Consider the following 24,582-nt stretch of genomic DNA (forward strand, 5'->3'; position numbering starts at 1 on the left):
GGCTGTCTTCTTTTTTAATTCAAAAAGGCATCTAAAGCCACCGTAGGCTTACCAGAAGAATCAAAGGCACCTTTTGTGTAAGCGTACCATGTACCATAACTCTCCGGTTCCCAATAGAACACGCCAAGCCCTTTGCCGCCACTTACCGATTTTGTTTTGCTAATGATGTCGGTAAGAAAAGCTTTCGCCGTTGTTGGAGCACTAACGTCCATGCCGACCTCTGAAATGATCACCTCTTTACCATACCGGGCAACCATATCATTCATATTCGTTAATGTCTGAGCGTTCAGTGTAGACCAGTTGCTTGTAGTGGGATATAGTGACATGCCGATCACATCATAGTTGGCACCGTTAGACTTCAGACCGTCAAACATCCAGCGGAATAAGGAATTGTCGTAGCCGTTAGAGAGGTGGACGATGACTTTTGAACTACTACTGACCGCTTTTACTGCACTATATCCTGAATTGATCAACGCGGCAAAATTACTCATACTTACAGAAGCTTTTCCATCCTCCCAAAGCATTCCATTATTCGTCTCGTTCCCTACCTGTACCCATTCCGGCGTAACACCGCTAGCTTTGAGTGTATTCATAACATCATACGTGTGGTCATATACCGCTGTCTTTAGAGCTGTAAAGTTCTTGCTGGTCCAGGCAGCAGGTTTCTTCTGATTGCCGGGATCTGCCCATGTATCACTGTAATGAAAGTCAATCATGATTCGGAAACCCATGTTCTTGGCCCGAACGGCCTGTTTCACAACATCGGCTTTGTTAGAGAAATTAATGGAAGGGTTAACCCAGACCCGTAGTCTAATGGAGTTCATTCCGTGATCTTTGAGGATTTGCAGTAGGTCTTGTTTCACACCGTTATCATTGTAAAAAGACCAATTATAGTACTCCATCTCCGATAGCCAGCCTACATCAGCCCCTTTTGCAAAAGTCGTAGCAGCTTCCGCTGGTTTGTTATTCCCAAAGTTGAAACACATACTAAACACGAGAGACAGGCAAAAGAACAATTTGAACGTAGTTTTTGAGTTCTGTTTGTTCATGATCATAACCTCCGGATTAGGATTTTAACAACAGGCGCCCTTAGTTTAGCGATGTTTGTATCCGTTTACATAAAACTCCTCCCTTTCTCTTTTATAACAAGATTGTAAGGTGGGGTAAGCATTCCCGATACCAATAAAAATTCAACATTTCAGCATCTTTGGAAATTGATTCAGAGCTACAAGAGTAAAAATAAGGCTTTACTCCCATACTACCGTTATCTTGCACCGGAGCTACTTGACCACAACCTTTAGGAGGAATGCGGATGAAAAAACATTCTGCTCCCGCCATCTATATACAGCTTAAGAACCGGGTGACGGTGCCCAAAGGTAAAGGTGTCACATTGGGTGATATTGCATTTTTGATTGCGGAGCCAGAGCTGAAAGAGTCGCTGGAATCTATTCTGCTAATGAAGCCAGAGCGAAGTGACGGCAATCTAATTTTGATTGATCTTCTGATGGTTATTCCCCGCATTTATGAGCTTTTGCCGGAAGCGGATATTGAGCCGATCGGTGAAGGGAGAACGATTGTTCAGATTGAAGGTCCAGTGGAGAGGCGGAAGCCTTCAGTAGCGATGTTTGTCTTAGTGTGGCTGCTGCTGTTCTTCGGATCTGCGCTGACAATCATGAATTTTCATGCGGATGTAAACATGCAGGAGGTTCAAATCCGAATCGTGGAGATGATAACCGGCCATCGGGATGAACATCCGGTTGTATTTCAGATTGCGTATTCTGTAGGAATCGGCTTTGGGATGGTCATTTTTTTCAACCATTTATTTAAGAAAAAGTGGAATGAAGAGCCTACACCGCTAGAAGTGGAAATGTACCTGTATCAGAAAAATATCGACCAATACGTCATCAATGAGGAGTATAGCAAAATGAGGCGCCGTGGAGAAAATCAACCAGAGAACGTGGAGGACGGAAGATGACGGCACCTATAACACTAGGGTTGAATTTGCTGCTGGGTATTGCAGGGGGGATCGCTGTAGGTGGTGGTGTGATCGCTTTATTTGTGGTTCTCGACATGGTGCCCCGTCTGGCTCAATTAACTTCTTCTTACGATAAAGTACATTGGTACGAGGGTGCGATGGTAGTTGGATCATTGCTAGGAACCGTAAGTGATTTTTGGAATTGGAAAATATCCTCAGGTCCTTTAGTTGAACTTGGTATAGGACTTTTTGACGGGATTTTTGTCGGGATGCTCGCTGCAGCATTGACCGAGGTATTAAATGTGCTGCCGATACTCGCTAAACGCTTGAACATGACACATTATTTGTTCGGGCTGTTAATGGCGATGGTAAGCGGGAAGGTCGCGGGTTCTTTGTTCGACTGGTTTGTATACCGACAGTAAACGGAGGTTATGGAATGAGCAAATTTATTCACAGCGGTGATTCTCTGCCAGAAGAGGATCATCAGGAAGAAAACGCTGCGGCTGCCGCAGCAATGAAGAATACCGCAGAGGATCTAGTTGATGATCATACCGAGGTTAACGGAGCTTCTATGACCAGTGAAGACGCAGATCCGGCGGAAAATACTACAGCAACTGATCCGAGTCAAGAACAGCAGGATGCAGAAGCATCTGCGGAGCTAGGGGCAGAAGAGCAGAGTACCGAAGCGTCAGCACAGCCCGATTCCGGGCAACAGGATACAGAAGCATCTGCGGAGCTAGGGTCAGAAGAGCAAAGCGCTGAAGCATCAGCTCAGCCGGATTCCGGGCAACAGGATGCAGAAGCATCTACGGAGCTAGGGGCAGAAGAGCAAAGCACTGAAGCATCAGAACAGCCGGATTCCGGGCAGCAGGATGCAGAGGCATCGGATGAGCTTGGGGCAGAAGAGCAAAGCGCTGAAGCTGCACAGCCGGATTCCGGGCAGCAGGATGCAGAGGCGTCAGATGAGCTCGGGAATCAGGAGCAGAATGAGCCTAGTAAAGGATTTTTTGCCAGGTTATTCGGCTTAGATTCAGACTCTGAATCCGAAGATGAGGCGCAAGATCAGAATACCCAACAAACAGGCGGATCAGAGTCCGCAACAGAGTCCGGGGAAGAATCTCAAGCCAAAGTGACGCCAAAGTCCAAACTATCTAAAAAGCAAGCGCAACAAGAGTCACAAGACAGCAATAAAAAGGGAAGCAGCAAGCTACAGAAGAAACGAGATCGCGAGCACTCCAACTCATTAAAAGAATCCGTCATTTACTGGCAAGGTAATGATGAAATCCCAATGTCCTTGCAAGATACGAAACAAACACTTACTGAGGTAATGGGACTGGGCACAAGCTTTGATGTAACGTTCAGACAGATGTCCTTTGGCGGACATAAGACAGCTCTACTCTGTTTAAGTGGTTTTACCAACACAGATGTGACCGATGATATTCTAAAACGTCTGACCTATCTCACCTCTGAGAATCTGTCTACGGGTGTGCTGTCTAGCTTTATGAATGAATATGTCCCTCACATCCAGGTGGAAGAGGGGAATTCTTTAAGCGAAAGTATCGAGAAGGTACTTGAAGGCTTGAGCGTGCTATTCGTCGAAGGTGAGAACAAAGTTATCATCATGGATACTCGTTCTTACCCTAGTCGCAGTCCAGCCGAGCCTTCGATTGATCGGGTGGTGCGCGGTGCGCGCGACGGTTTTACAGAGACTTTACTGAGCAATATCTCGCTTGTCAGAAGACGGGTTCGAGATCCAGGGCTGAAATATGAGCTATTTCGGGTTGGACGACGGACACAAACAGATGTATGCGTGGCTTACATTGATGATATCGTTGATAAAACACAGGTTATGTCTGTTATCGACAAAATCAAAAGCATTGATATTGATGGTATTCCTCTGGCAGATAAACAATTAGAGGAGGCGATTATCGGCGGTGGATGGAATCCATATCCTATGGTGCGTTATTCTGAACGCCCCGACGTCGTAGCTTCCAATTTATTGGAGGGACGGGTAATACTGTTTGTAGATACCTCACCAATTGTTATTGTTCTTCCGACTACTTTTTTTGATCTTTGTCAGCATGCAGAGGAGAATCGTCAGACTCCTTTTATGGGAACGTACTTGCGGTGGGTCCGTTTCATCGGTATATTTGCGTCCATGTTCCTGCTGCCGCTATGGATGTTGCTTGTCATTCATCCTGAACTAAAGCCGGCTATGCTGGATTTCATTGGACCTCAAAAGACCGCCAGAATTCCAATACTCGCCCAGTTTCTAATTGTGGAGCTTGGGGTTGATTTACTGCGGATGGCTGCAGTACACACACCAACGCCTTTAGGTTCAGCGATGGGTCTGATTGCAGCTATATTGATTGGCGATATAGCGGTTCAGAGTGGTTTGTTTGTAAACGAGGTAGTTCTGTATATGGCTGTAGCCTCCATTGGTATGTTTGCAACCCCGAGTTATGAGCTGGGTCTTGCGAATCGAATCGTCAGGCTTGCGTTGCTAGTTGCCGTAGCGGCATTCCAGGTGCCAGGATTTATGATTGGCACGACGCTACTGACTATTTTCCTTACTACCCATCGCTCCTATAACTCGTCTTATATGTGGCCGTTTATACCTTTTAATGCAAAGGCAATGAGTGAAATTCTAGTGCGTAAGCCAGTCTTAAGCTCGAAGACAAGGCCGTCTTTCAACAAAACTAGAGACAATACAAGGGTGCCGCCTACTCAAAAGAATGATTAACAATCGTAGGAAAATACAAAACTACTGCAAATTAGTCCATTCAATGGAGTTCCCACTGTCTGTTATACTGAATACACTAAAGACAGGGTGGAACCTTGATATTCCACAGAAATTGGAGGACTAAAGAATGTTTCTACACGGTACTAGCCGAATTAACGATGCTGGGCATTTGGAGATCGGCGGATGTGATGTAACTGAATTGAAGGCGGAATATGGAACCCCGCTATATATATTGGACGAGCAATTGGTGAGACAACGTTGCCGGGAATATATGGATGCTTTTAAATCCTCTGGACTTGGGTTCCAAGTAGCTTATGCAAGTAAGGCGTTCTCAGTAATGGCTATGGTTCGTTTGGCTGATGAAGAAGGCTTATCGCTTGATGTTGTATCTGATGGCGAACTTTATACTGCTTTGCAAGCTGGCTTTCCTGCAGAACGCATTCATTTTCACGGCAACAATAAGACGTCTGAAGAGATCGAAATGGCGATTGATGCCGGGATCGGCTGTTTTGTAGTCGATAATCTGGTAGAGCTTAATCTTTTGCAGTCGATTGCATCACGTAAAGAAGTTAAGGTTAACATCTTGTTACGTGTGACACCAGGTGTCGAAGCTCATACGCATGAGTATATAACAACAGGCCAGACCGATTCCAAATTTGGATTTGATATCGGTAATGGATCAGCTTATGAAGCAGTTAAAGCGGCAGTCAGCAAAAAGAATTTAGTGCTGCTTGGCGTACATTCCCATATTGGTTCTCAAATTTTTGAAACGGATGGATTCCAGCTTGCTGTTGAACGTGTAGCGAGTTTTGCTCGTAGTGTTAAAGAAGGTTTGGAAGTGGACTTCCGTGTAGTAAACCTAGGTGGAGGTTTTGGTATTCGTTATGTTGAGGGGGATACCCCATTACATGTTTCTGAATATGTAACTGCAATTACGGATGCCGTGAAGACTCATTTTGCTGGAATCTATAATGCTTTGCCTGAAATTTGGGTGGAGCCGGGCCGTAGTATTGTTGGAGATGCAGGTACTACACTTTATACAGTAGGTACGAACAAGGATATCCCAGGCGTGCGTAAGTACGTTGCCGTCGACGGTGGGATGACTGATAATCCACGTCCTGCATTGTACCAATCTAAATATGAGGCATTACTTGCTAATCGTGCGAATGAAGAGGCTACAGAAACTGTATCCATCGCTGGTAAATGCTGCGAGAGCGGAGATATGCTGATCTGGGATGTAGAGCTGCCTGAGGCTGAAAGCGGCGATCTGTTGGCTGTAGCCTGCACAGGCGCTTACAATTACTCCATGGCGAGCAACTACAACCGGCTTCGTCGTCCGGCTTTAGTGTTCGTTCAGAACGGACACAGCGATCTTGTAGTGCGCCGCGAAAGCTATAATGATCTTATTGCCAACGATATTGTTCCTGAGCGTATCGCTAAACAAGCTGCTGTTGCTAAGTAACAGCCGTTAATGTTAGGTAGGGAAAACTGGTAAGGCATAAAGAGCAAGCAGGAATTACTCCTGCTTGCTTTGCTTTGTGCGTAGTTTCATAGTAATATAATTGAGGTATTCTAAATTTGTTAATTTTGAAAGGGGTCATTTACATATGGCAAAGCAAGCGAAAATTACTCTTGAAAATGGCGGCGTAGTGCTGATTGACTTGTTCGATCAAGATGCACCAAACACTGTAGCTAACTTTGAAAAGCTAGCAAAAGATGGTTTCTACAATGGATTGACATTCCACCGTGTTATCCCTGGTTTTGTAGCTCAAGGCGGATGTCCTAACGGAACTGGATCTGGTGGTCCAGGATACACAATCAACTGCGAAATCAACCCAAACAAACACGAGCGCGGAACACTTGCTATGGCACATGCGGGTAAGAACACAGGCGGAAGCCAGTTCTACATCTGCTATGCACCGCAACCACACTTGGATGGAGTTCACACTGTATTCGGTAAAGTAGTTGAAGGTATGGATCTTGTTGATACTTTCAAAGGACGCGACAAAATGACTTCGGTAGAAATCATCGAAGCTTAAGAATTCTTAATTTAAAAAGGCTAGTCTCCGGATTATCGGAGGCTGGCCTTTTCTTATTTAATAAGGAATCCGGCTTATTCGTTTACGTCTCGATTTACGCTGCTCTGGCACCCAGAAGAATACCAAATACATGAGCAGAAACACAATGAAGGCAAACAACTCTTCAACAAGCAGGTAATAAGGATAAGGTCCGAAATAATCCAATACAGAATAAGTGCTGGGCTTATGAGATAAGAACATGTAGTTAGATCCTAGGATGTAATTGGCGATCCACACACAAGCGGCCACAATGTTTAGTCCAAGCATGGTGAACAGGAGAGATTTCCAAGTGGGCTTATAGCCCTCAATCCAGGTCATATAAAGTGAAGCGAGAACAATACCACCATGTGCTATAAAGAACAGTAGAAATCGGAAATGAGGGAATGGATAGACCAGATTCGGTGTGAGTAAAGCAATGAATGCTCCACCAATCCCAGCAAAATACAGAAAGGAATATAGTGCTCGGCTACGAGTTATCAGCATGATAACGGATAGTAGTAAAGTAATTCCGCATAGTTCGAGCGGGAGTGAGCTGCTGGATTGCCATACGCCTTGAGAGAGGTACCATATTTGAAGTCCTGTTTCTGAGAACAAAAGAATAATAATCAGCAGCAAGCGCACACTTTGCCGAAGTCTCACATCAGTCCGAATCTCGAATCTTAAACTGTAAAACAGTATACAGACCAATGTAATGATAGACAGAGCAATCCAATGTGAAGGGGAGAACATAATGAAATCCTCCGTACGCTGTCGATCAAAATAAGATGAAAGATGCATGAACCTACCTCCTTCGTACCTAAAAAGCACTTCAAAAAACAACTTTGTAAATTTTTGATATTTTCTGTTTCTGAACATCCATAAAATGGTTATATATGTATGCACTCTGTCAGCTAACCCACAAAAGGATGGCTTTTCATTATTTTAACATAAGATGGGGCAATGGGCGCGGAATTACATAAGAAGCATTCGAGCATGAGGAATGGCAGAGATTACGCTTCAAGAGGAGATACAAACACAGAAAAATCAAATTGGAAAAGGAATTGGAGGCTTTAGGATAATGTTAAAGAAAAGAATAAGTGTGATGATCGTTATTCTGATGCTTGTAGCGCAATATGCCTATGGCATCGGGTTCACTCCACAAGTACAAGCAGCGGCAATCGATCAAGAGCGGAATATCATCACGAGTGTCTCAATGGCTGTATATGGTGAAGACGGGCAGACGGTTACGGATAGCGTCTATGAGCAAGAAGCTAATGTAACATTAGATTATACGTGGTCTCTTCCTAAAGCTCATCCCTACAAGCAAGGTGACACCTTTACCTTTCAGCTTCCAGAGCAGTTTCAGCTTTTTAATGATATTAGCGGCTTGTTGGTCTCAGAGGATGGAGATGTAGGAACTTTTACAGTTGAGCAGTTATCACACCAAGTAACAATGACCTTTAACGACTACATAGAAACGCATGATGATGTGCAAGGAACGCTTCGGATCAATACTAAGTTTGATAAACAAAAAATCTCAGGAAGTACTGTTCAGCAGATTTTATTTCCGGTGAGCGGTGGTGTTCAGACGGTTACTGTGAATTTTAAACCGAATGTAGGATCGACCATTGAGAAGAGGGGGATTCCTCAGGGTTTTAATGCAGACCATATTCTATGGTCTGTTGACGTAAATAAATCATTAAAAACTGTTGGAAATGCAGTCGTAACGGACCCTATACCAACAGGTTTGTCACTTAGCACTCCGGTTACTGTGAGTGTGTATCAACTGAGTATCCAGTTGGACGGTTCGGTAACACAAGGTGCACTACTCGATACCAGTAAATATTCTACAGAGTTCACTGGAGGATCGTTAAATGTTCGTTTCATTGATCCTGCGATTTCGAGTGCTTACCGTATTGAATACTCCACAGCTATTACTGATGAGCATCGGCTAAGCTTCACGAATACAGCGACTTTTACAGGAGATGGGCAAGTTCCTGCAAGTTCCTCTGCTACTGTTCAAGTAGAACGAGGAGGAAGTTTGAACAAGTACTCTAGCGGATATGACTGGAGCAATCAAATCATTTCCTGGGCAATCGAATATAACTATAATAAAAAAACGATTCCGCAAGGAAATGCTGTACTAAAGGATTTGTTTGATGATTCTCAAGCGTTAGTAGCCAATTCGATAAAAGTATACACGGTGCAACTGGATTCAGCGGGTACAGCAACGTTGAGTAATCTTTTGACCAAGGATATTGATTACACTGTAGTTGCAGCTTCAGACGTGAAGAAGTCAGGGTTCACCTTGCAATTTAAACAAGATGTAACATCTGCTTATCGAATCGAGTATAAGACCAAAGCTGTAAAGCGTGTGTTTGAAGATACTATAATCACTAATACAGTTACGGACAGTACCTATACTGGAGAAGCTACACGCTTAATACGGCCAGCCATTTTGTATAAGAACTTATCAGGCGTAGATTATCAGAATAAAACGGTTGGATGGAAAGTCACATTAAACAGTGATAATTATCCAATGGGTCAGGTTGAAGTTACGGAGTCATTCCCGTTTGGCGGACTGAAGTTTATTCCGGAATCACTCGTAATTAGAAATTCTAATGGGAATGTATTGAATCCTTCCAAATATAGTTTGGTTTACAATGCTCCTGTTCAGGCTAATAAAGGATTCAAGGTTGTCTTTAATTCGCAGATTACTGGTCTTTATACGATTAGCTATACAACGGAATTTAATAAGGATTGGATTTGGTCTAATACTGAAAATTTCAATAACAAGGTTAGGATGGACTGGTTAGACACGTCCGAAATTCCTCGCACAACAGAAGCAGAAGGGCTATTTATTCCAAGAATCGAAGCGAAAAGCAATGGTTTGAAATTTGGTTCTTATAATGCTTCAACTAAAGAATTAGCTTGGACATTAGGGGTCAATTATAATAGCAAAACGGTTGCAGAGCCAGAAGTCGTGGATATTTTGAAATCGGGTCAAACCCTGGTTCCTGGATCGCTGAAAGTATACACCATGAATGTTGCTAAGAATGGAGACCCAACGAAAGGTGTCGAGGTAAACAGTAGCAAATACACTTACAGTGTTAATGGTAATAATGAGCTGAAGCTCTCTTTTACAGATGCTATTCAATCCGCTTATTATATAGAATTTCATACAAGTATGGAAGGCAAAGTCATTGGCACTTCTATTGATAATAAAGCCAATCTCTATGATGGGGCAAAAAAGGTATCCAAGGATTTGAACGCTACCGTAAAGATTCCTTATGGAGACGAATATCTCTTGAAAAATGGTGTTCAGAATGGCGAAAAAATCGATTGGAGCATTCAAATTAATCGTAGTCAGTCTACTGTGAAGAATGCGTTAATCAACGATACTCCTAGCGCTAATCAGATTCTGCTGCAGGATTCATTCCATCTGTATCCTACAATCGTAGCTGAAAACGGGGATGTAACAAAAAGCGAGCCTGAATTGATTCAGGGTATCGATTACAGTTTAGAAATAAAAACGGATGTAGACGGCAAGCAGTCGTTTGATTTAAGCTTCGCCAAGGAGATTAGTAAACCTTATATTCTAGACTATCAATCCCTGATTATGGCGAATACAGGAGACAAAGTAATTAATACTGTTCGTTTCAGTGGTTTTAATGTTATCGAAATAAGCAAAGATTCTTCTAAAGAAATTATCGTCGGTGTGTCGAGTGGATCAGGATCAGGCAGCGGGGTTAGAGGTTCCTTGATGATTAAGAAGCTGGATGCAGAGGACAACATGAAGACGCTGGCAGATGCAACTTTTGCACTCTATCGCCTTAACGGCTCAGACCGGGTATTTATTAATAGCTTAACCACAGATTCCGCTGGTACAGCAACATTCAATAAATTATGGTTGGGTAACTACGTATTGATTGAGACGACAGCTCCTAGTGGCTATGTACTTGATCCTAAAGAACATCCAGTGTCCATTCATTCTTCATCAACGAATCAACTCGTAATTACGAATCAAAAAGCAGTGGAGCCTACACCTACTGCAACGCCAGAACCAACTATAGTCCCAACCGCAACACCAACAGCTTCATCGGAACCGACGGCTACTCCGTCAACAGAGCCGACATCAGGACCTACGTCTACACCAACCTCAGGAACCCCAGGAGGTCCGTTGACACCTACACCTACGAGTTCGCTGGTGCCAGGAGTAATCATCAATGATCCGGCAGTACCTGCTGGCCCTGGGAATACGAGCGATCTGGAATCCGCGACATCAGAAGAAGTAGGAGCTCCTGATTTAGTTATTACAGATGAAAATGTTCCTTTGGGTGAAGTCGACATTATTGATGAGGAAGTTCCGAAAGGTACAGTCAACTACAGCACTTCAAGTGTCCCTCAGCTTCCAAAGACGGGGGAAAGTAGCCCTGCGCCGCTCTACATGACAGGTATTGGATTAATAGCCATAGGCTATATTCTAAACCGTGTGTTTAGACGTGGAGTAAACTTAAAGTAAGTGAATAAGTATGATTTGAAATTGAACTGAAAGAAGCACCCGGCGTGATTAAAGTCGGGTGCTTTTGTTTGTGTTCAGAACCTATTCACTCGCAGGGAAGGAAGTCTCGAATTCGGTTTGTTTACGTGAGCTTTTGGCTGAAATTGTTCCACCGTGGAGCTCTGTGATGCTCTTGGCAATCGCGAGTCCTAAGCCGCTTCCGCCAGTCTCCCTGGAACGTGACTTATCTACACGATAAAATCGCTTGAATAAGTGGGGGAGGTCCGTGGCAGGGATCGGGTTACCGTAATTCGTGCATGTAGCAATCACACTGTCATCTTTTCTATAAACGGAAATATCTAGAATCTTACCTTCTTTACCGTATCTAACCGCATTGGTAAATAGATTCTCATATAATCGTACTAACTCGTCCGCATCACCATGGATAATTAAAGGGCCCATATCCGTATGAATACGGTAGGTCATATCCGCTTGCTCCAATACGGGAGCGAATTCCTCGACAAGCTTTTCGAGCAGCTTGCCGAGATCTACAGGCTCCATATTAAGGGGAAGCCCGTTGCTGCTAACACGTGTATATTCGAATAAATCGTCGATTAGCTTTTTAAGAGTCAGGGATTTCTCATAGGCGATATTCACATAATAACGCAGCTCAACCTCGTTCTTATAACGATCCTTCTCCACATATTCCAGGAATCCCAGTACAGAAGTTAGAGGGGTTCGAAGATCATGGGATACACCAGTGATTAGGTCGTTTTTGGCTTTCGCTGCTGCTCGTTCTTCATCTATAGCGGATTTTAGCTTGCCCGCCATGAGGTTCATATTTTCGGCGAGTTTACCGAGTTCATCCGTTCCTGTTACTGGTATCTTGAAAGATAAATTGCCGTCAGCAATCGCTTGAACCCCGCTTGAAATGTTATGAAGATGGCTTGTTGTATTTCTGGATAGCTTCAGGATGAAAAAAATAAATAAAGGAACCCCAATAAGAATCACTATAGGAGTAGAACCGATGTTATTGGTCACCCAGCGGATGAGTTTAACGCCCCAGAAGGAATGAGAAGGATTGAGCCATAGCAAAAGGGATGTCCCATAATAGCCGACCAATAAAATTGCTGCTGTAAGAGCTAGACTCGTTAGGCTAAAGCCAACTATTTTCCAAGATAAGGTATCGAATCTTTTAAAGTTCATCTAGAAGAACCTCCTTTTTCCAGTTTGTAGCCAACGCCCTATACCGTCTTTAAATACTGTGATTTTCTTGAATTAGCTTCAATTTTTTCTCTGATTTTTCGAATGTGTACGATGAGTGTATTACTGAGTTCAGTGATTTTATCTAGTTCCTGACCCTTGGCAGATCGGGAATTTTTCTGTTTCCCGAATTTTTATACAGGCCTCTATACCGTCCGTACTACAAGAAGTATACAATATTTTCGATTGAAATCCTTATTTGAAGGCTAGCGAGGATCGATGGGAAACAGTTTGTTTAGCTCTTTGAAAAACTTAAGGCTATTATAAAACCGTCCACATACCAAAGATGAAACAGGCGAACTTCCCAATGGCGGCATGTAAAAGTAAAAAGTAAACTTAATAGTTTCTTAACAAGCCTTAAGATTTGGGAAGCGGCTATGCTATAATAATTTCAAATTCAATAGGTTGGAGGAGAATTGGAAGATGTGGAAAGAGTTTAAAGCTTTTGCCCTGAAAGGAAATGTACTAGATTTAGCCATTGCTGTCGTTATCGGAGCAGCTTTTGGTAAGATTGTGACTTCATTAGTATCTGACATCATTATGCCAATTGTTGGCTTGATAACAGGTGGTATAGATCTGAAGGATCGGGCTCTAAGTGTTATGGTTATGCATAATGAACTGCTTATCCCTTATGGGCAATTTTTGCAGGCGGTAGTTGATTTCTTTATTATTTCCTTCTCAATCTTTATGGTGATTAAACTGGCTAATAAATTCCAGCGCAAAGAAGCCGTTAAAGTTGAAGTGGTGGAGACGCCAGCACCCGCAGAAGATATCGTGTTGCTAACGGAAATTCGTGATTTGTTGAAACAACAAGAACGCGGATTGTAATTGGAAAAAGAAAAAGCGCCTGGAGATACAGTCCAGGCGCTTTTTCTTTTGTTATGTAAATGTATGGAATGGGTTTTAACTGTACATTTGCAGGCTATGTATAACCATGTCGTTTCTTCTAGTAATCACCATACCTCTCAGAATTAAGTTACAAATTTTAAGTAAATATATAAAACGCACTTGCATTTCGAAGGTGTAAGTGATAATTTTGTTAGTAAGGAAAAGTTGAACCTCAATTAAATAAAGGATCAATCCTTCAGGGCAGGGTGTAATTCCCTACCGGCGGTGATGTTGTTGTAGAGTGCTTATTTATTAAGTTTATCTACCACACTTAGTCCGCTACCCGGCTCGCGTTGTTGACGCGAACGGTGGACCCGGTGAAATTCCGGGACCGACAGTATAGTCTGGATGGAAGAAGGAGAGGTTAACCGCTTGTCTGTAATAGACAGGTGGACTGCAGTGTTTTCATTTATTATGTGCGATATTTCACAATTGCCGTCGTTTGACGGTTATTTACGCACACTTTTATTTGGACTGCCGATAAACTCTCGCATAACCCATCTTTACTCCTCCTGGAGAATGAGATGGGTTTTTCTGTTTTTACGCATCAGATAGACAGTAAGTGGATAGGGGGAACGAGATGGATAATATGAATGACGAGTTTTATATGTCGTTAGCGCTGGATATGGCAGAACGGGCCCAAGGACAGACGGGAATTAACCCTGTTGTTGGCTGTGTTGTTGTAAAGAATGGAGCGATGATTGGACTTGGAACTCATTTGCAGCGCGGAACAGGTCATGCTGAGGTTCATGCCTTGAATATGGCGGCTGGCCAAGCACAGGGCAGCACTGCCTACGTAACACTGGAACCATGCAGTCACTATGGCAAGACTCCGCCCTGCAGCCAAAGGCTGATCGACGAGGGAGTAGCCAGAGTGGTAGTCGCTTGTGAAGACCCTAACCCTCAGGTTGCCGGTCGCGGCGTTCAAATGCTGCGTGAGCATGGCATTGAAGTAGAAGTAGGATTGCTGCGTGAACGTGCGCTGCGGTTGAATGAGCGTTTTATCAAGTATATTTTGACAAAACAGCCTTTTGTTACGCTCAAGAGTGCCAGCACGCTGGATGGTAACCTAGCTACCAAATCTGGTGACAGTAAATGGATTTCAAATGGTGAAGCGCGGGAGATCGTACATACGCTGCGGCATCGGCATCAGGGAATAATGGTCGGTGTGAACACAGTGATTGCAGATAATCCTTCGCTAACTACAAGAACGGAAGTGCCGGGTATTCATCCGATACGGATTGTGATTGATTCTGGACTACGTATTCCTTTGGATTCAACAGTTGTAAGTGACGGTCTAGCGCCTACTATCATCGTGACAACTGAAGCCGCAGATGATGAAAAGAGAGCAGCACTTCTTCAAGCGGGGGTGCAAATCATTGTTAGCGGAGCAGGACCACGGGTGGATTTGAAGGCTGCTATGGTAACACTCGGTGAAATGGAAATCGGATCGATTTTACTTGAAGGTGGAGGCACGCTAAATGGTGCGATGCTGGAGAGTGGGCTCGTTGATCGAGTGATTCTCTTTTTCGCTCCAAAGATTGTTGGCGGTGGTGCTGAAGCGAAAGGGACGTTCGTATTTCCTGGTATAGAGCTAATGAAGGATGCGATTTCTCTGGAGGGATTGGAAGTAAAAGTGCTCGGAGATAATGTATGTATCAGCGGTACTCCGGTACGCTAAAGTGAATGGTTACAAAACTTAATCGTGTGCTTCCGGAGCAAGTTTTGTTCGGAGAGATAGCGGAGAAGTGTTACTCACACAAAACTCCTAGGAGGGAAAGCATGTTCACTGGATTAGTCGAAGAAGTTGGCACTCTGAGAAGTGTCTCTACCGGTGGAGAAATGATGGTGCTGAACATTGCCGCTTCCGTCATCATGGATGATTTGAAGATTGGTGATAGCGTATCGGTTAATGGCGTCTGTCTTACAGCGACAACTTTAGGCGAGAACTATTTTACAGTGGATGTCATGCCTCAGACCTATCGAAACAGTAATCTGAAGGAGCTACGTCCTGGCAGTCGGATGAATCTGGAGCGAGCAATGGCAGCCGGTGGTCGATTTGGAGGTCATATTGTTCAGGGACATGTAGATGGCACTGCTGTCATCAAAAGCGTAAAACGTGATCAAAATGCAGTAGTCTATGAGATTGCGCCGGATCGTAAATCGCTGTTTAAATATATCATCCCTAAAGGGTCGATCACGATTGATGGCATTAGCTTAACAGTAGTAAAAACGACGGCTTCATCGCTTACTGTATCCATTATTCCGCATACGTTAGGGGAAACTGTGCTAACTTATAAGCGGGCAGGAGATAGTGTGAATATTGAGTGTGATGTCCTGGGCAAATATGTAGATCATCTTCTTCATTATGGCTCAGCTGCACAGGATGAAGAAAGTGATAGCAGTTCCGGGATTAGCCGCGATTTCTTGGCGGCAAACGGATTTGTTTAAATAATGAGTAAGCTTACGAAGAAGGGAATAATCCTTCGTAAAGCTATTAGGAGGATAGGATCATGAGCGAACAATCGAAGAAGGATAGTGTCTTGGATCCGATTGAAGAAGCGATATATGATTTAATGCGCGGCAAAGTCATCATCGTGGTGGATGATGAAGATCGTGAGAATGAAGGGGATTTTATAGCTCTTGCTGAACGGGCGACACCAGAAGTCATCAATTTTATGATCACTGAGGGACGTGGTTTGGTCTGCATGCCAATTACCGCTGAGCGTGCGGAAGAGCTTGAACTACAGGCTATGGTCAGTCACAATACAGATAATCACGGCACAGCCTTTACTGTATCGGTTGACCATATAGATACAACTACTGGTATATCAGCAGGGGAAAGATCCTTGACTGTAAAGGCCATGATTGACCCTAAAGCGAAGCCGTCTGATTTCCGTAGACCTGGCCATATGTTCCCGCTGATTGCGAAAAAAGGTGGCGTACTACGCCGTTCCGGACATACAGAGGCTGCTGTTGATTTAGCCCGTATGTGTGGTGCATATCCAGCCAGTGTGATTTGTGAAATCATCAAAGAAGATGGCTCGATGGCCCGGTTGCCTGATCTGGTTGAGATTGCTAAGAAGCATGATCTTAAGTTGATCAGCATCAAAGACCTCATTCACTATCGGAACGAGAAGGAACAGCTCGTCAATCGCGAGGTGTCTGTACGTCTGCCTACCGATTTCGGTGAGTTTCAGACCATTGCCTATACAAATGAAGTGGATGATAAAGAACATGTAGCATTGGTGAAGGGCGATATTTCCGGTGATGAGCCAGTGTTAGTACGAGTACATTCCGAATGCTTGACGGGTGACGTATTCCACTCCCATCGCTGCGATTGTGGTCCCCAATTTGAAGCAGCGCTTCGGCAGATCGAAGCTGCTGGTAGAGGTGTGTTGCTCTATATGCGTCAAGAAGGCAGAGGCATTGGTCTTATTAATAAGCTTAAAGCCTACAAGCTTCAAGAAGAAGGACTCGATACTGTAGATGCCAATCTAAAGCTTGGTTTTCCAGCAGATTTGCGTGATTACGGGATTGGAGCACAAATTCTGAAGGATCTAGGTATAAGTCAAATTCGTCTCTTAACGAACAATCCTCGAAAGATCAAAGGGTTAGAAGGTTATGGATTGGAAGTTGTTGAGCGAGTGCCAATTCAAATGCCGGAGAATAAGGATAATACTAATTATCTCCATACGAAGCAGGCGAAACTTGGGCATTTGCTGTCTTTTGACGACATTGAACAAAATGAGGATTCGAAAGTATAATCACACACAATAAAAAACGAAGGGTAGATGAATGATATGCCGAAATATTTAGAAGGACATTTAGTTTCCGAGGGGTTAAAATACGGAGTCGTAGTAGGACGTTTTAATGAATTTATTACTAGCAAGCTTTTGTCAGGTGCACTTGATGCATTTAAACGCCATGGTGCTAACGATGATGAAGTAGATGTTGCTTGGGTTCCAGGCGTGTTTGAAATTCCGTTAATCGCTCAAAAAATGGCGGAAAGCGGTAAATACGACGCTGTAATCACTTTAGGAACTGTTATCCGTGGCTCTACAACGCACTATGATTATGTATGTAATGAAGTTGCAAAAGGGGTAGCTGCGATCAATCTTAAAACCGGCGTGCCGACGATTTTTGGCGTAGTAACTACTGAGAATATTGAACAGGCCATTGAGCGTTCAGGAACCAAAGCAGGGAATAAAGGCTGGGATGCTGCGACTGCTGCGATTGAAATGGCGAATCTTAACAAACTGTTTAAGTAAGTCAGCTATTGACGAATCAGTCGAATTCGTGCTTATTTATAGTATAAGAAGAAAGCATGGATTATAGAGCCCTTTCTACTTGTGTAGCGTCCTTTAGGGCGCTGCACTTTACTTTTTTTGGCGGGAGGATGCTTCGTGACTGTATTGTACAAGCTGGAAACGTTTGAAGGTCCGCTGGATCTGCTTTTGCATTTAATTGATAAGGCGGAAATCGACATCCAGGACATTCCGGTCGCCGAGATCACCGAACAGTATATGGAATACCTGCGAAGTATGCAGGAGCTTGAACTGGATATTACGAGTGAATTTCTCGTGATGGCCGCAACCCTATTATCTATAAAGAGCAAGCTATTGCTGCCCAAACCACCGGTCATTGAGATCGATGATTTTGAATATTACGAAGAAGATGAATTTGATCCACGAGCTGAACTTGTTCAGCGACTGATTGAGTATCGTAAATTCAAGAGTATTGCTGTTCATTTAATGGATATGGAGAGCGAGCGGAGCTTGATTTTTACGAAGGAGCCGGAGGATCTGGGTCCATACGTGCCTGAAGAGATTGACCATACGCTAAAAGGACTACATACTTCCGACCTTATAGCTGCTTTCCGTAAAGCACTTAGTAAGGCGGCAAGAAGGTCATCTTACCAGCGGATCACCCGGGACGAAATATCGGTAAAAGATCGTATACGTGATGTATCGGATGCGCTGCAGCGCAGAGGGAAGGGCGGTAGGCTCCACTTCTCAGCACTGCTTCACGATGAAATGGCGCGGCACGAAATCGTAGTAACTTTTCTTGCGATTCTGGAACTAATGAAAATGAAGGCGATTTTTTGCTATCAGGAGAAATTGTTTGAGGACATCGTAATGGAGTGGAGAGGAGGAGAACACTTCAATGGATTACAAAACGCTGAAATCGATTATTGAGGGCCTGTTGTTTCTATCAGGTGATGAAGGGATCTCCGTACGGCAAGTAGCCGAGATTACAGAGCAGCGGCCAGAGCTTGCAGCTGGAGCATTAGAAGAACTGAAAGAGGATTATGTAACGCAGGAGCGGGGGTTACAGGTAGTCCAAATCGCCGGGAATTATCGGCTGGCTACCTTGCCTGAGCATGCCCATTATTTCGAGCGATTAGCTTATTCCCCTTCAAGATCAACCTTGTCACAGGCTGCATTAGAGACATTGGCGATCGTGGCCTATCGTCAGCCCATTACACGGGTGGAGATCGAAGAGATTCGAGGCGTGAAATCCGAACGTGCAATTCATACGCTGAATAATAAGGATTTGATCCATGAGGTTGGCCGTGCCGAGGCTGTAGGACGCCCAATTTTGTATGGGACTACTAAATCATTCTTGGAGAGCTTTGGCCTAGCAAGTCTGAATGAGCTGCCTGAACCATCAAACTTCGAATCCACTGATAATTTGGAAGAGGAGACGCAGCTACTGTTCAATAAGCTGGATACTCAAATGACGTTCGAGGATATTGAGCAACCATAGTTTTTTTGTTATTTCGCAATGATTTGTATTGCTGGGACTGCCCATAAACCATTCATATGGTTTATGGGCAGTCTCTATTTTTTTGTAAAGCCACTTTTTTTAACCAAACCCCGAATTTTTTCCAGATTAAATTGCCATACTAAACCAAAGGTTCCCATTATTAAGGTTTCTTGGAGGTAAATACGTGACGTTATGGCTTGGAATACCCCTCGGATTGCTGGTACTGGCAATGATCCTGGTTCTGTCTTCATCTATCGATTTCCGCATCCGGTGCTATAAACATGACAAAAATGATCTGATCGAGTTAGATGTTAAGACACTTTTTGGTCTGATCAAACTCCACTATGAACTGCCTCGATTGGTCTTTAAGGGATTGGAGCAAGGCGTGCTTGGGAAGTTTAAAGAGACGGGTACCGCGACTACAGGTGTTGACACTGTAAAGGAAGAACAATTCGATAAAGAAAGAATTGAGCGCTGGCGGGACAATGTACAGCTAGCAGTGAAATCCACACGTGGATTGAAGAAGTGGTTCAAGGAAACTGTATCACATGTCAAAATATCAAAGCTCGACTGGTCCACAGACTTCTCACTAGGTGATGCGGCAGACACTGCCATAGTATCAGGAGCCGTCTGGGGATTGAAATGGAGCATCGTTGGATTTATTTCGCAGAGGGTCAAATTGAAACACAATCCACGAGTGTTTGTGAAGCCTGTTTTTCAAGATGAGCATTCTTTTTCAATGGAGTTCGTATGTGAGGGTAAATTGTCCGTTTCCTATGCCGTATACGCATCATTGCAGCTTCTTCTTCGTGTCTTGAGGGAGGCGGGGGGAATCAGTAAGTGGAGAAAATTACTAAAACGGATGCGTAGGGAGTCTCATGGGCAAAGTTTAGAATGAAAGTTACATACAAATGCGTGGATGTGGGGATGATAAGCGCTGTAGAAGCAAGAGAAATCGTACTCAATTAAAGGAGGAAACAATATGAGCGACCATCCTATTCAGGGTCTAATGCAAACAGCGATGGAAAATATCAAGGGCATGGTAGATGTTAATACGATTGTTGGAGATCCAGTACAAACACCTGACGGGAGTATTATTCTGCCGATTAGTAAGGTGGCCTTTGGGTTTGCTGCAGGGGGTAGTGATTATCGAGTAGAGGATTCTATAAGTGGATCAAGCTCCCAAGGCGGTGTCAAAATGCTTCCTTTTGGTGGCGGTAGTGGGGGCGGTGTCTCCATCAGACCGATCGCTTTTCTAGTGGTTGGTAAGGATGGGGTAAACATTGTGCCACTCGACAATCAAACGCATTTGTTCGAAAAAATTATCGATGCCACGCCTGGGCTCATCGACAAAATCCAGACCATGTTCCAAAGCAGCAGTTCTTCAGGTCAAGCTGGGTCAACTGCTACACAAGCACCACAAGCACAAGCATCACAAGCACAAGCATCACAAGCACCTGCTAAACCCGATCCAAGTACATCCCAATCTTCAACACATTAGGTACACATAATTCAATAAATAGCCTCGGGGATATCGCCTTACATCAGGCGGTGTCCCTTTTTGTGTGGAGAGGACATACCCTAAGGCTGGTCCGCATACACTTGTACAACATAAGCATGAAATGAATGACTTTACTTAAGAACCGATAAGAATCCGGAGGATAAATATGAAGACAATAACCCGTAAATTTCCAATCGCCTTATTACTGAGCATTTTGCTGCTGTTTCTGACACCGCTAACTTTGATTCATGCGGAGAACAGCTCCATATCTACGCATGCAAGGGCAGCGGCGCTGATTGATGTGGAATCCGGGCGTATTTTGTATAGCAGTCGAGGAGATGAGCCGATGCTTATTGCCAGCCTGACTAAAATAATGACTGCCCTCGTCGCTATTGAGAATGGTGATTTAGCATCCAAAGTCAAAGTTGGTAAAAATGCTTTCGCCAAAGAAGGCTCCTCTATTTATTTACAGCAAGGTGAAGAGATGACGCTGGAAAATATGCTGTATGGTCTAATGCTGCGATCTGGGAATGATGCGGCAACAGCGATCGCTGAACATATCGGCGGTTCTGAAGAAGGGTTTGTATACCTGATGAACAATAAGGCTGAAGAGCTCGGATTAAAAAATACTCATTTTGCTAATCCGCATGGTCTAGATGCTGAAGGCCATTATTCGAGTGCTAACGACTTAGCTGTGCTGACGGCGTATGCTCTTCATAATCCTGTATTTAAACAAATTGTGAAGACACAGGAGAAAACTGCGGACAATCCAAATGAGAAATGGGATTACAAGTGGAGAAACAAGAATAAAATGCTGTACTTATATGAGGGCGCAGATGGTGTGAAGACAGGATATACCAAAAAAGCGCTACGCTGCCTTGTCAGCTCAGCGACCAGAAACGGCCAGCAGCTTGTCGCAGTGACCATAAATGATGGGGATGACTGGAATGATCACGCCTCACTGCTAAACTTCGGGTTTAATCATTATCCACTAAAAACAATGATCGAACGCGGGGATCCCGTGAGCGGTTATGACTTCGTGACAGCCAAAAAATTTGCCTATCCGCTCGGACAAGGCGAGCAGGATAGAGTGACCACTAAACTTGTCTTGAATCAGATCCCTGCTACGTCAGCCAAAGCTGCAAGATCAAACTTTGGATTACAAGGGGTTCTCGTTCTAGATTTAGGTGGCAAGGAAATAGGCCGGGTTCCAGTGTATACACGGGAGTCCTTACCACCTGAGGATTCCGCTTATACTAAAAAATATAGTACAACGCAAGCACACACTTATCCTGCTGATAATTGGTTTCAGGCTATAGGGAGTGCACTGAAGGCGTTATTTAAATTGGGCGAAAGTTCCAAGTAAGCAGATAGCTGAATAATGAAGAGGGAGGCGTATCCATGATTAACGGGATCTGGCTAGGAATGATCATCATCGGTTTTCTGTTCGCCGCCGTTAACGGCAGAATGGATGAATTTACAGCCGCCGTATTCGACGGAGCCAAGAGTGGGGTTACAGTAAGTTTCGGCTTAATAAGTGTGCTTGTATTCTGGCTAGGAATCATGCGGATCGCAGAGGATGCTGGTTTGCTTAAAAAAATAGCCAAGATTCTTGGGCCAATCGTAGCCTTCCTCTTTCCAGATGTGCCGAAGGGCCATCCTGCAATCGGATATATTCTCTCCAACATGAGCGCTAATTTGCTTGGACTTGGCAATGCGGCTACACCTATGGGGATCAAGGCGATGCAGGAGCTCCAGAAGCTCAACCCGGATAAAGAAACGGCCACACCAGCCATGTGTACCTTACTGGCGCTTAACACAGCAAGCATTACGCTAATTCCCGCGACACTAATTGCGATCCGATTGAATTACAATTCGGCAGATCCTGCGGGAATAGTAGGCACAACCCTCGCCGCAACGGCTGTGGCGACTCTTGCGGCTATAGTGGCTGACCGGTTTTTCCGAAGGATGACATTGCTGCGCAAACCTCCAAAGCCGCCGTCAGCAAAGTCTGGTTCTGCTCCATTGGCCAAGACGTCGCTGCCTAATTCTTCATTGAAAGGGTGAGCATGACTTGTACCAGTTAATCAGTCTCCTATCGGCATGGGCGATTCCGGTCATGATTACGTTCATCCCGCTCTATGCTTTTACGCGTAAAGTCCCGGTGTATGAGTCATTTGTTGAAGGGGCCAAGGATGGATTTGGAACGGCAATCGCGATTATTCCTCATCTTGTGGGAATGCTTGTGGCGATCAGCGTCTTTCGTGCATCGGGCGCACTCGACTTCCTAATGGGATTCATATCTCCTGCTCTGCGGGGACTTGGCGTACCTCCAGAAGTACTGCCGCTCGGCCTTCTGCGGCCCCTCACTGGGACAGGCTCGCTTGCTTATACCACGGATCTGATTCGCGTTCATGGTCCGGATTCTCTAATCGGCATGATTGCCTCCACCATACAAGGCAGCACGGACACAACGCTCTATGTATTAACGGTTTATTTTGGAGCCGTTGGTGTGCGTAACGGACGTTATGCACTTAAGGTAGGTCTATTCTCCGATGTTGTTGGCTTCGTCGCCGCGATCGCGGTCTGCCTCCTGCTTTTTGGGTAGGAGGCGTCACCCCCTTTCCTTCCTCGACATATGCTATTGCAGCAATGTGGAGGGAGGCAATCCGCTATGAACTACAAAGGTTTTATTCTGCATCAGTCTCGCTGTACTTCCATTAATGGCAAAGGCTTTGATTTCTGGGTTGGTGTGGACGGAGCCATTTATGCAGCACCGCTGCTGACCGATCCGGAGTATATTCACATTTGCTTGGAAGGTGATTTCAGCAGGGAAGATGGCATTCCTCCATTATCTGGAAGGAAGGAACAGCTATTTGCCACAGGTAAACTCATTTTAGAACTGGTAGAGCGCTACCAAATCACCCCTTTAATCATCGAACCCCACAATAATTACTGCCCAGGCGCATTTTTTCCATGGAATGAACTTGTGATTTATCCCTCTGATGGTTATCATTAATCTGAGGTGACTAGTCGAAAATGGAAAGATTACAGAAAATTTTGGCGCAGGCAGGTGTGGCGTCCAGACGTAAGTGTGAAGAAATGATTTTGGCCGGTAAAGTGGAAGTCAACGGGGAACTCGTAACTACGCTTGGCACGAAGGTGGACCCCGCAACAGATATTATTAAAGTCTCCGGTAGACTGATCCGGGGCGAGAACAAAATTTATATTATGTTCAACAAACCTAAAGGAGTCATTACAAGTGCTTCCGATCCAAAGGGTCGCAAGGTTGTAACAGACTACCTTAAAGGAATTACAGAACGGGTTTACCCTGTAGGCCGTCTGGATTATGATACGGAAGGACTGCTGCTGTTAACGAATGATGGAGATTTCGCTAACTTGCTTACCCATCCTAAGCATCATGTACCCAAGACGTATCACGCTACGGTCAAGGGTATTCCGCACGGTACTGCACTGGACAAGCTAAAGGCTGGGATCAAGCTGGAAGATGGTATGACAGCGCCTGCCGAAGTAGAGTACAAAGATATTGATGAAGCGAATAAAGAAGCAGTAATCAGCATTACGATTCACGAGGGACGTAACCGTCAGGTACGACGCATGTTTGATGCGATTTCACACCCCGTTCTCCGTCTGAAGCGGATTTCATTCGGGGATATTATGCTGCAAAATCTTAAACGTGGATCCTACCGTCATTTGACTAAAGATGAAATTAACCATCTGCAGCAAATTGCCAAAGCAGGATTACTCAAAGAAAGAACTCCACGTAAAGAGTCATAAAGACACACAATATTCACAATTAAACCCCCTAATACTGTGACGAAATTCGCTATAATGTTCATAGGATGTTCACACCTTACAACATAA

General features: G+C 44.3%; 23 protein-coding genes, 1 pseudogene and 1 riboswitch. Of the genes and pseudogenes, 20 read left to right on the top strand and 4 right to left on the bottom strand.

Going from position 1 to position 24,582, the window contains the following annotated elements; genetic code table 11:
• Positions 1–14: 14 nt before the first annotated feature.
• Complete coding sequence (locus NSQ29_RS05295; RefSeq protein ID WP_341124511.1) at positions 15–1,049, bottom strand: glycoside hydrolase family 53 protein; 1,035 nt, start codon at positions 1,047–1,049, stop codon at positions 15–17.
• A 263-nt stretch (positions 1,050–1,312) separates the two neighbouring features.
• Between NSQ29_RS05295 and NSQ29_RS05300 the strand changes: the two genes are divergently transcribed.
• From NSQ29_RS05300 to NSQ29_RS05320, 5 genes are all read left to right on the top strand, one after another.
• Entirely contained in the window at positions 1,313–1,975 is a 663-nt protein-coding gene (locus NSQ29_RS05300) for a stage V sporulation protein AA (RefSeq protein WP_341124512.1), read from the top strand.
• Positions 1,972–2,397 (top strand): stage V sporulation protein AB, encoded by a 426-nt coding sequence (locus NSQ29_RS05305; protein WP_076284537.1) that lies wholly within the window; start codon positions 1,972–1,974, stop codon positions 2,395–2,397. The genes NSQ29_RS05300 and NSQ29_RS05305 overlap by 4 nt, the downstream gene beginning before the upstream one ends.
• Positions 2,398–3,104: 707 nt before the next feature.
• Positions 3,105–4,718: a spore germination protein gene (locus tag NSQ29_RS05310; protein ID WP_076284655.1), complete on the top strand. Its 1,614-nt coding sequence runs from the start codon at positions 3,105–3,107 to the stop codon at positions 4,716–4,718.
• 127 nt (positions 4,719–4,845) lie between these two features.
• Positions 4,846–6,180 carry a diaminopimelate decarboxylase gene (gene lysA, locus NSQ29_RS05315; protein ID WP_076284538.1) on the top strand — a complete coding sequence of 445 codons (1,335 nt, stop codon included), beginning with the start codon at positions 4,846–4,848 and terminating at the stop codon, positions 6,178–6,180.
• Between the two features lie 145 nt (positions 6,181–6,325).
• Positions 6,326–6,757: a peptidylprolyl isomerase gene (locus NSQ29_RS05320; protein WP_042190291.1), complete on the top strand. Its 432-nt coding sequence runs from the start codon at positions 6,326–6,328 to the stop codon at positions 6,755–6,757.
• A gap of 57 nt (positions 6,758–6,814) precedes the next feature.
• On the opposite strand, the gene NSQ29_RS05325 is transcribed toward NSQ29_RS05320, so the two are convergent.
• Positions 6,815–7,573: a YwaF family protein gene (locus NSQ29_RS05325; protein ID WP_076299557.1), complete on the bottom strand. Its 759-nt coding sequence runs from the start codon at positions 7,571–7,573 to the stop codon at positions 6,815–6,817.
• Between the two features lie 280 nt (positions 7,574–7,853).
• Here NSQ29_RS05325 and NSQ29_RS05330 point away from each other — a divergent pair, with 280 nt between their 5' ends.
• Complete coding sequence (locus NSQ29_RS05330; protein ID WP_341124513.1) at positions 7,854–11,297, top strand: collagen binding domain-containing protein; 3,444 nt, start codon at positions 7,854–7,856, stop codon at positions 11,295–11,297.
• 81 nt (positions 11,298–11,378) lie between these two features.
• Here NSQ29_RS05330 and NSQ29_RS05335 read toward each other — a convergent pair whose 3' ends face one another.
• Positions 11,379–12,482 carry a sensor histidine kinase gene (locus tag NSQ29_RS05335; protein ID WP_341124514.1) on the bottom strand — a complete coding sequence of 368 codons (1,104 nt, stop codon included), beginning with the start codon at positions 12,480–12,482 and terminating at the stop codon, positions 11,379–11,381.
• A 38-nt stretch (positions 12,483–12,520) separates the two neighbouring features.
• Positions 12,521–12,604 (bottom strand): annotated as a pseudogene (locus tag NSQ29_RS05340) (DNA-binding response regulator); the annotation flags it as partial.
• Positions 12,605–12,962: 358 nt separating this feature from the next.
• On the opposite strand from NSQ29_RS05340, the gene mscL reads away from it, so the two are divergent.
• From mscL to NSQ29_RS05410, 14 genes are all read left to right on the top strand, one after another.
• Positions 12,963–13,367 carry a large-conductance mechanosensitive channel protein MscL gene (gene mscL, locus NSQ29_RS05345; protein ID WP_076299560.1) on the top strand — a complete coding sequence of 135 codons (405 nt, stop codon included), beginning with the start codon at positions 12,963–12,965 and terminating at the stop codon, positions 13,365–13,367.
• Between the two features lie 248 nt (positions 13,368–13,615).
• Positions 13,616–13,791: riboswitch (FMN riboswitch) on the top strand.
• Between the two features lie 216 nt (positions 13,792–14,007).
• Complete coding sequence (ribD, locus tag NSQ29_RS05350; protein ID WP_341124515.1) at positions 14,008–15,108, top strand: bifunctional diaminohydroxyphosphoribosylaminopyrimidine deaminase/5-amino-6-(5-phosphoribosylamino)uracil reductase RibD; 1,101 nt, start codon at positions 14,008–14,010, stop codon at positions 15,106–15,108.
• Positions 15,109–15,209: 101 nt separating this feature from the next.
• A complete protein-coding gene (gene ribE / locus NSQ29_RS05355) occupies positions 15,210–15,878 on the top strand; it encodes a riboflavin synthase (protein WP_149646793.1) in 669 nt (222 codons plus the stop codon).
• Positions 15,879–15,940: 62 nt separating this feature from the next.
• Positions 15,941–17,194 carry a bifunctional 3,4-dihydroxy-2-butanone-4-phosphate synthase/GTP cyclohydrolase II gene (locus NSQ29_RS05360; RefSeq protein WP_076284543.1) on the top strand — a complete coding sequence of 418 codons (1,254 nt, stop codon included), beginning with the start codon at positions 15,941–15,943 and terminating at the stop codon, positions 17,192–17,194.
• A gap of 36 nt (positions 17,195–17,230) precedes the next feature.
• A complete protein-coding gene (gene ribH, locus NSQ29_RS05365) occupies positions 17,231–17,698 on the top strand; it encodes a 6,7-dimethyl-8-ribityllumazine synthase (RefSeq protein ID WP_042194286.1) in 468 nt (155 codons plus the stop codon).
• Between the two features lie 135 nt (positions 17,699–17,833).
• A complete protein-coding gene (locus NSQ29_RS05370; protein ID WP_042190275.1) occupies positions 17,834–18,625 on the top strand; it encodes a segregation and condensation protein A in 792 nt (263 codons plus the stop codon).
• Complete coding sequence (gene scpB / locus NSQ29_RS05375) at positions 18,594–19,196, top strand: SMC-Scp complex subunit ScpB (protein WP_042190273.1); 603 nt, start codon at positions 18,594–18,596, stop codon at positions 19,194–19,196. Before NSQ29_RS05370 ends, scpB begins: the two co-directional genes overlap by 32 nt.
• Positions 19,197–19,380: 184 nt before the next feature.
• Positions 19,381–20,094 (top strand): DUF2953 domain-containing protein, encoded by a 714-nt coding sequence (locus tag NSQ29_RS05380; protein ID WP_340971613.1) that lies wholly within the window; start codon positions 19,381–19,383, stop codon positions 20,092–20,094.
• Between the two features lie 84 nt (positions 20,095–20,178).
• On the top strand, positions 20,179–20,697 hold the full coding sequence (gene ytfJ / locus NSQ29_RS05385; RefSeq protein WP_341124516.1) for a GerW family sporulation protein: 519 nt from the start codon (positions 20,179–20,181) through the stop codon (positions 20,695–20,697).
• Positions 20,698–20,863: 166 nt separating this feature from the next.
• Entirely contained in the window at positions 20,864–22,063 is a 1,200-nt protein-coding gene (locus NSQ29_RS05390; RefSeq protein WP_341124517.1) for a D-alanyl-D-alanine carboxypeptidase family protein, read from the top strand.
• Between the two features lie 35 nt (positions 22,064–22,098).
• Complete coding sequence (locus NSQ29_RS05395) at positions 22,099–22,764, top strand: nucleoside recognition domain-containing protein (RefSeq protein WP_076284546.1); 666 nt, start codon at positions 22,099–22,101, stop codon at positions 22,762–22,764.
• 52 nt (positions 22,765–22,816) lie between these two features.
• A complete protein-coding gene (locus NSQ29_RS05400; protein WP_042190265.1) occupies positions 22,817–23,305 on the top strand; it encodes a spore maturation protein in 489 nt (162 codons plus the stop codon).
• Positions 23,306–23,371: 66 nt separating this feature from the next.
• A complete protein-coding gene (locus tag NSQ29_RS05405; RefSeq protein WP_341124518.1) occupies positions 23,372–23,716 on the top strand; it encodes an N-acetylmuramoyl-L-alanine amidase in 345 nt (114 codons plus the stop codon).
• Between the two features lie 20 nt (positions 23,717–23,736).
• Positions 23,737–24,495: a pseudouridine synthase gene (locus tag NSQ29_RS05410; RefSeq protein WP_036676166.1), complete on the top strand. Its 759-nt coding sequence runs from the start codon at positions 23,737–23,739 to the stop codon at positions 24,493–24,495.
• Positions 24,496–24,582 lie beyond the last annotated feature (87 nt).

It is taken from the genome of Paenibacillus sp. FSL F4-0236 (assembly GCF_038000135.1).
In the GTDB taxonomy this organism is placed as follows: domain Bacteria; phylum Bacillota; class Bacilli; order Paenibacillales; family Paenibacillaceae; genus Paenibacillus_AQ.

Coding starts and splice junctions, on each gene's coding strand:
- NSQ29_RS05390 (WP_341124517.1), top strand. CDS start 20,864: ATGAAGACAATAACCCGTAAATTTCCAATCGCCTTATTACTGAGCATT.
- ytfJ (WP_341124516.1), top strand. CDS start 20,179: ATGAGCGACCATCCTATTCAGGGTCTAATGCAAACAGCGATGGAAAAT.
- NSQ29_RS05360 (WP_076284543.1), top strand. CDS start 15,941: ATGAGCGAACAATCGAAGAAGGATAGTGTCTTGGATCCGATTGAAGAA.
- NSQ29_RS05335 (WP_341124514.1), bottom strand. CDS start 12,482: ATGAACTTTAAAAGATTCGATACCTTATCTTGGAAAATAGTTGGCTTT.
- NSQ29_RS05295 (WP_341124511.1), bottom strand. CDS start 1,049: ATGAACAAACAGAACTCAAAAACTACGTTCAAATTGTTCTTTTGCCTG.
- NSQ29_RS05410 (WP_036676166.1), top strand. CDS start 23,737: ATGGAAAGATTACAGAAAATTTTGGCGCAGGCAGGTGTGGCGTCCAGA.
- NSQ29_RS05300 (WP_341124512.1), top strand. CDS start 1,313: ATGAAAAAACATTCTGCTCCCGCCATCTATATACAGCTTAAGAACCGG.
- ribE (WP_149646793.1), top strand. CDS start 15,210: ATGTTCACTGGATTAGTCGAAGAAGTTGGCACTCTGAGAAGTGTCTCT.
- NSQ29_RS05330 (WP_341124513.1), top strand. CDS start 7,854: ATGTTAAAGAAAAGAATAAGTGTGATGATCGTTATTCTGATGCTTGTA.
- scpB (WP_042190273.1), top strand. CDS start 18,594: ATGGATTACAAAACGCTGAAATCGATTATTGAGGGCCTGTTGTTTCTA.
- mscL (WP_076299560.1), top strand. CDS start 12,963: ATGTGGAAAGAGTTTAAAGCTTTTGCCCTGAAAGGAAATGTACTAGAT.
- NSQ29_RS05400 (WP_042190265.1), top strand. CDS start 22,817: ATGATTACGTTCATCCCGCTCTATGCTTTTACGCGTAAAGTCCCGGTG.
- NSQ29_RS05305 (WP_076284537.1), top strand. CDS start 1,972: ATGACGGCACCTATAACACTAGGGTTGAATTTGCTGCTGGGTATTGCA.
- NSQ29_RS05325 (WP_076299557.1), bottom strand. CDS start 7,573: ATGCATCTTTCATCTTATTTTGATCGACAGCGTACGGAGGATTTCATT.
- ribD (WP_341124515.1), top strand. CDS start 14,008: ATGGATAATATGAATGACGAGTTTTATATGTCGTTAGCGCTGGATATG.
- lysA (WP_076284538.1), top strand. CDS start 4,846: ATGTTTCTACACGGTACTAGCCGAATTAACGATGCTGGGCATTTGGAG.
- NSQ29_RS05320 (WP_042190291.1), top strand. CDS start 6,326: ATGGCAAAGCAAGCGAAAATTACTCTTGAAAATGGCGGCGTAGTGCTG.
- NSQ29_RS05395 (WP_076284546.1), top strand. CDS start 22,099: ATGATTAACGGGATCTGGCTAGGAATGATCATCATCGGTTTTCTGTTC.
- NSQ29_RS05405 (WP_341124518.1), top strand. CDS start 23,372: ATGAACTACAAAGGTTTTATTCTGCATCAGTCTCGCTGTACTTCCATT.
- ribH (WP_042194286.1), top strand. CDS start 17,231: ATGCCGAAATATTTAGAAGGACATTTAGTTTCCGAGGGGTTAAAATAC.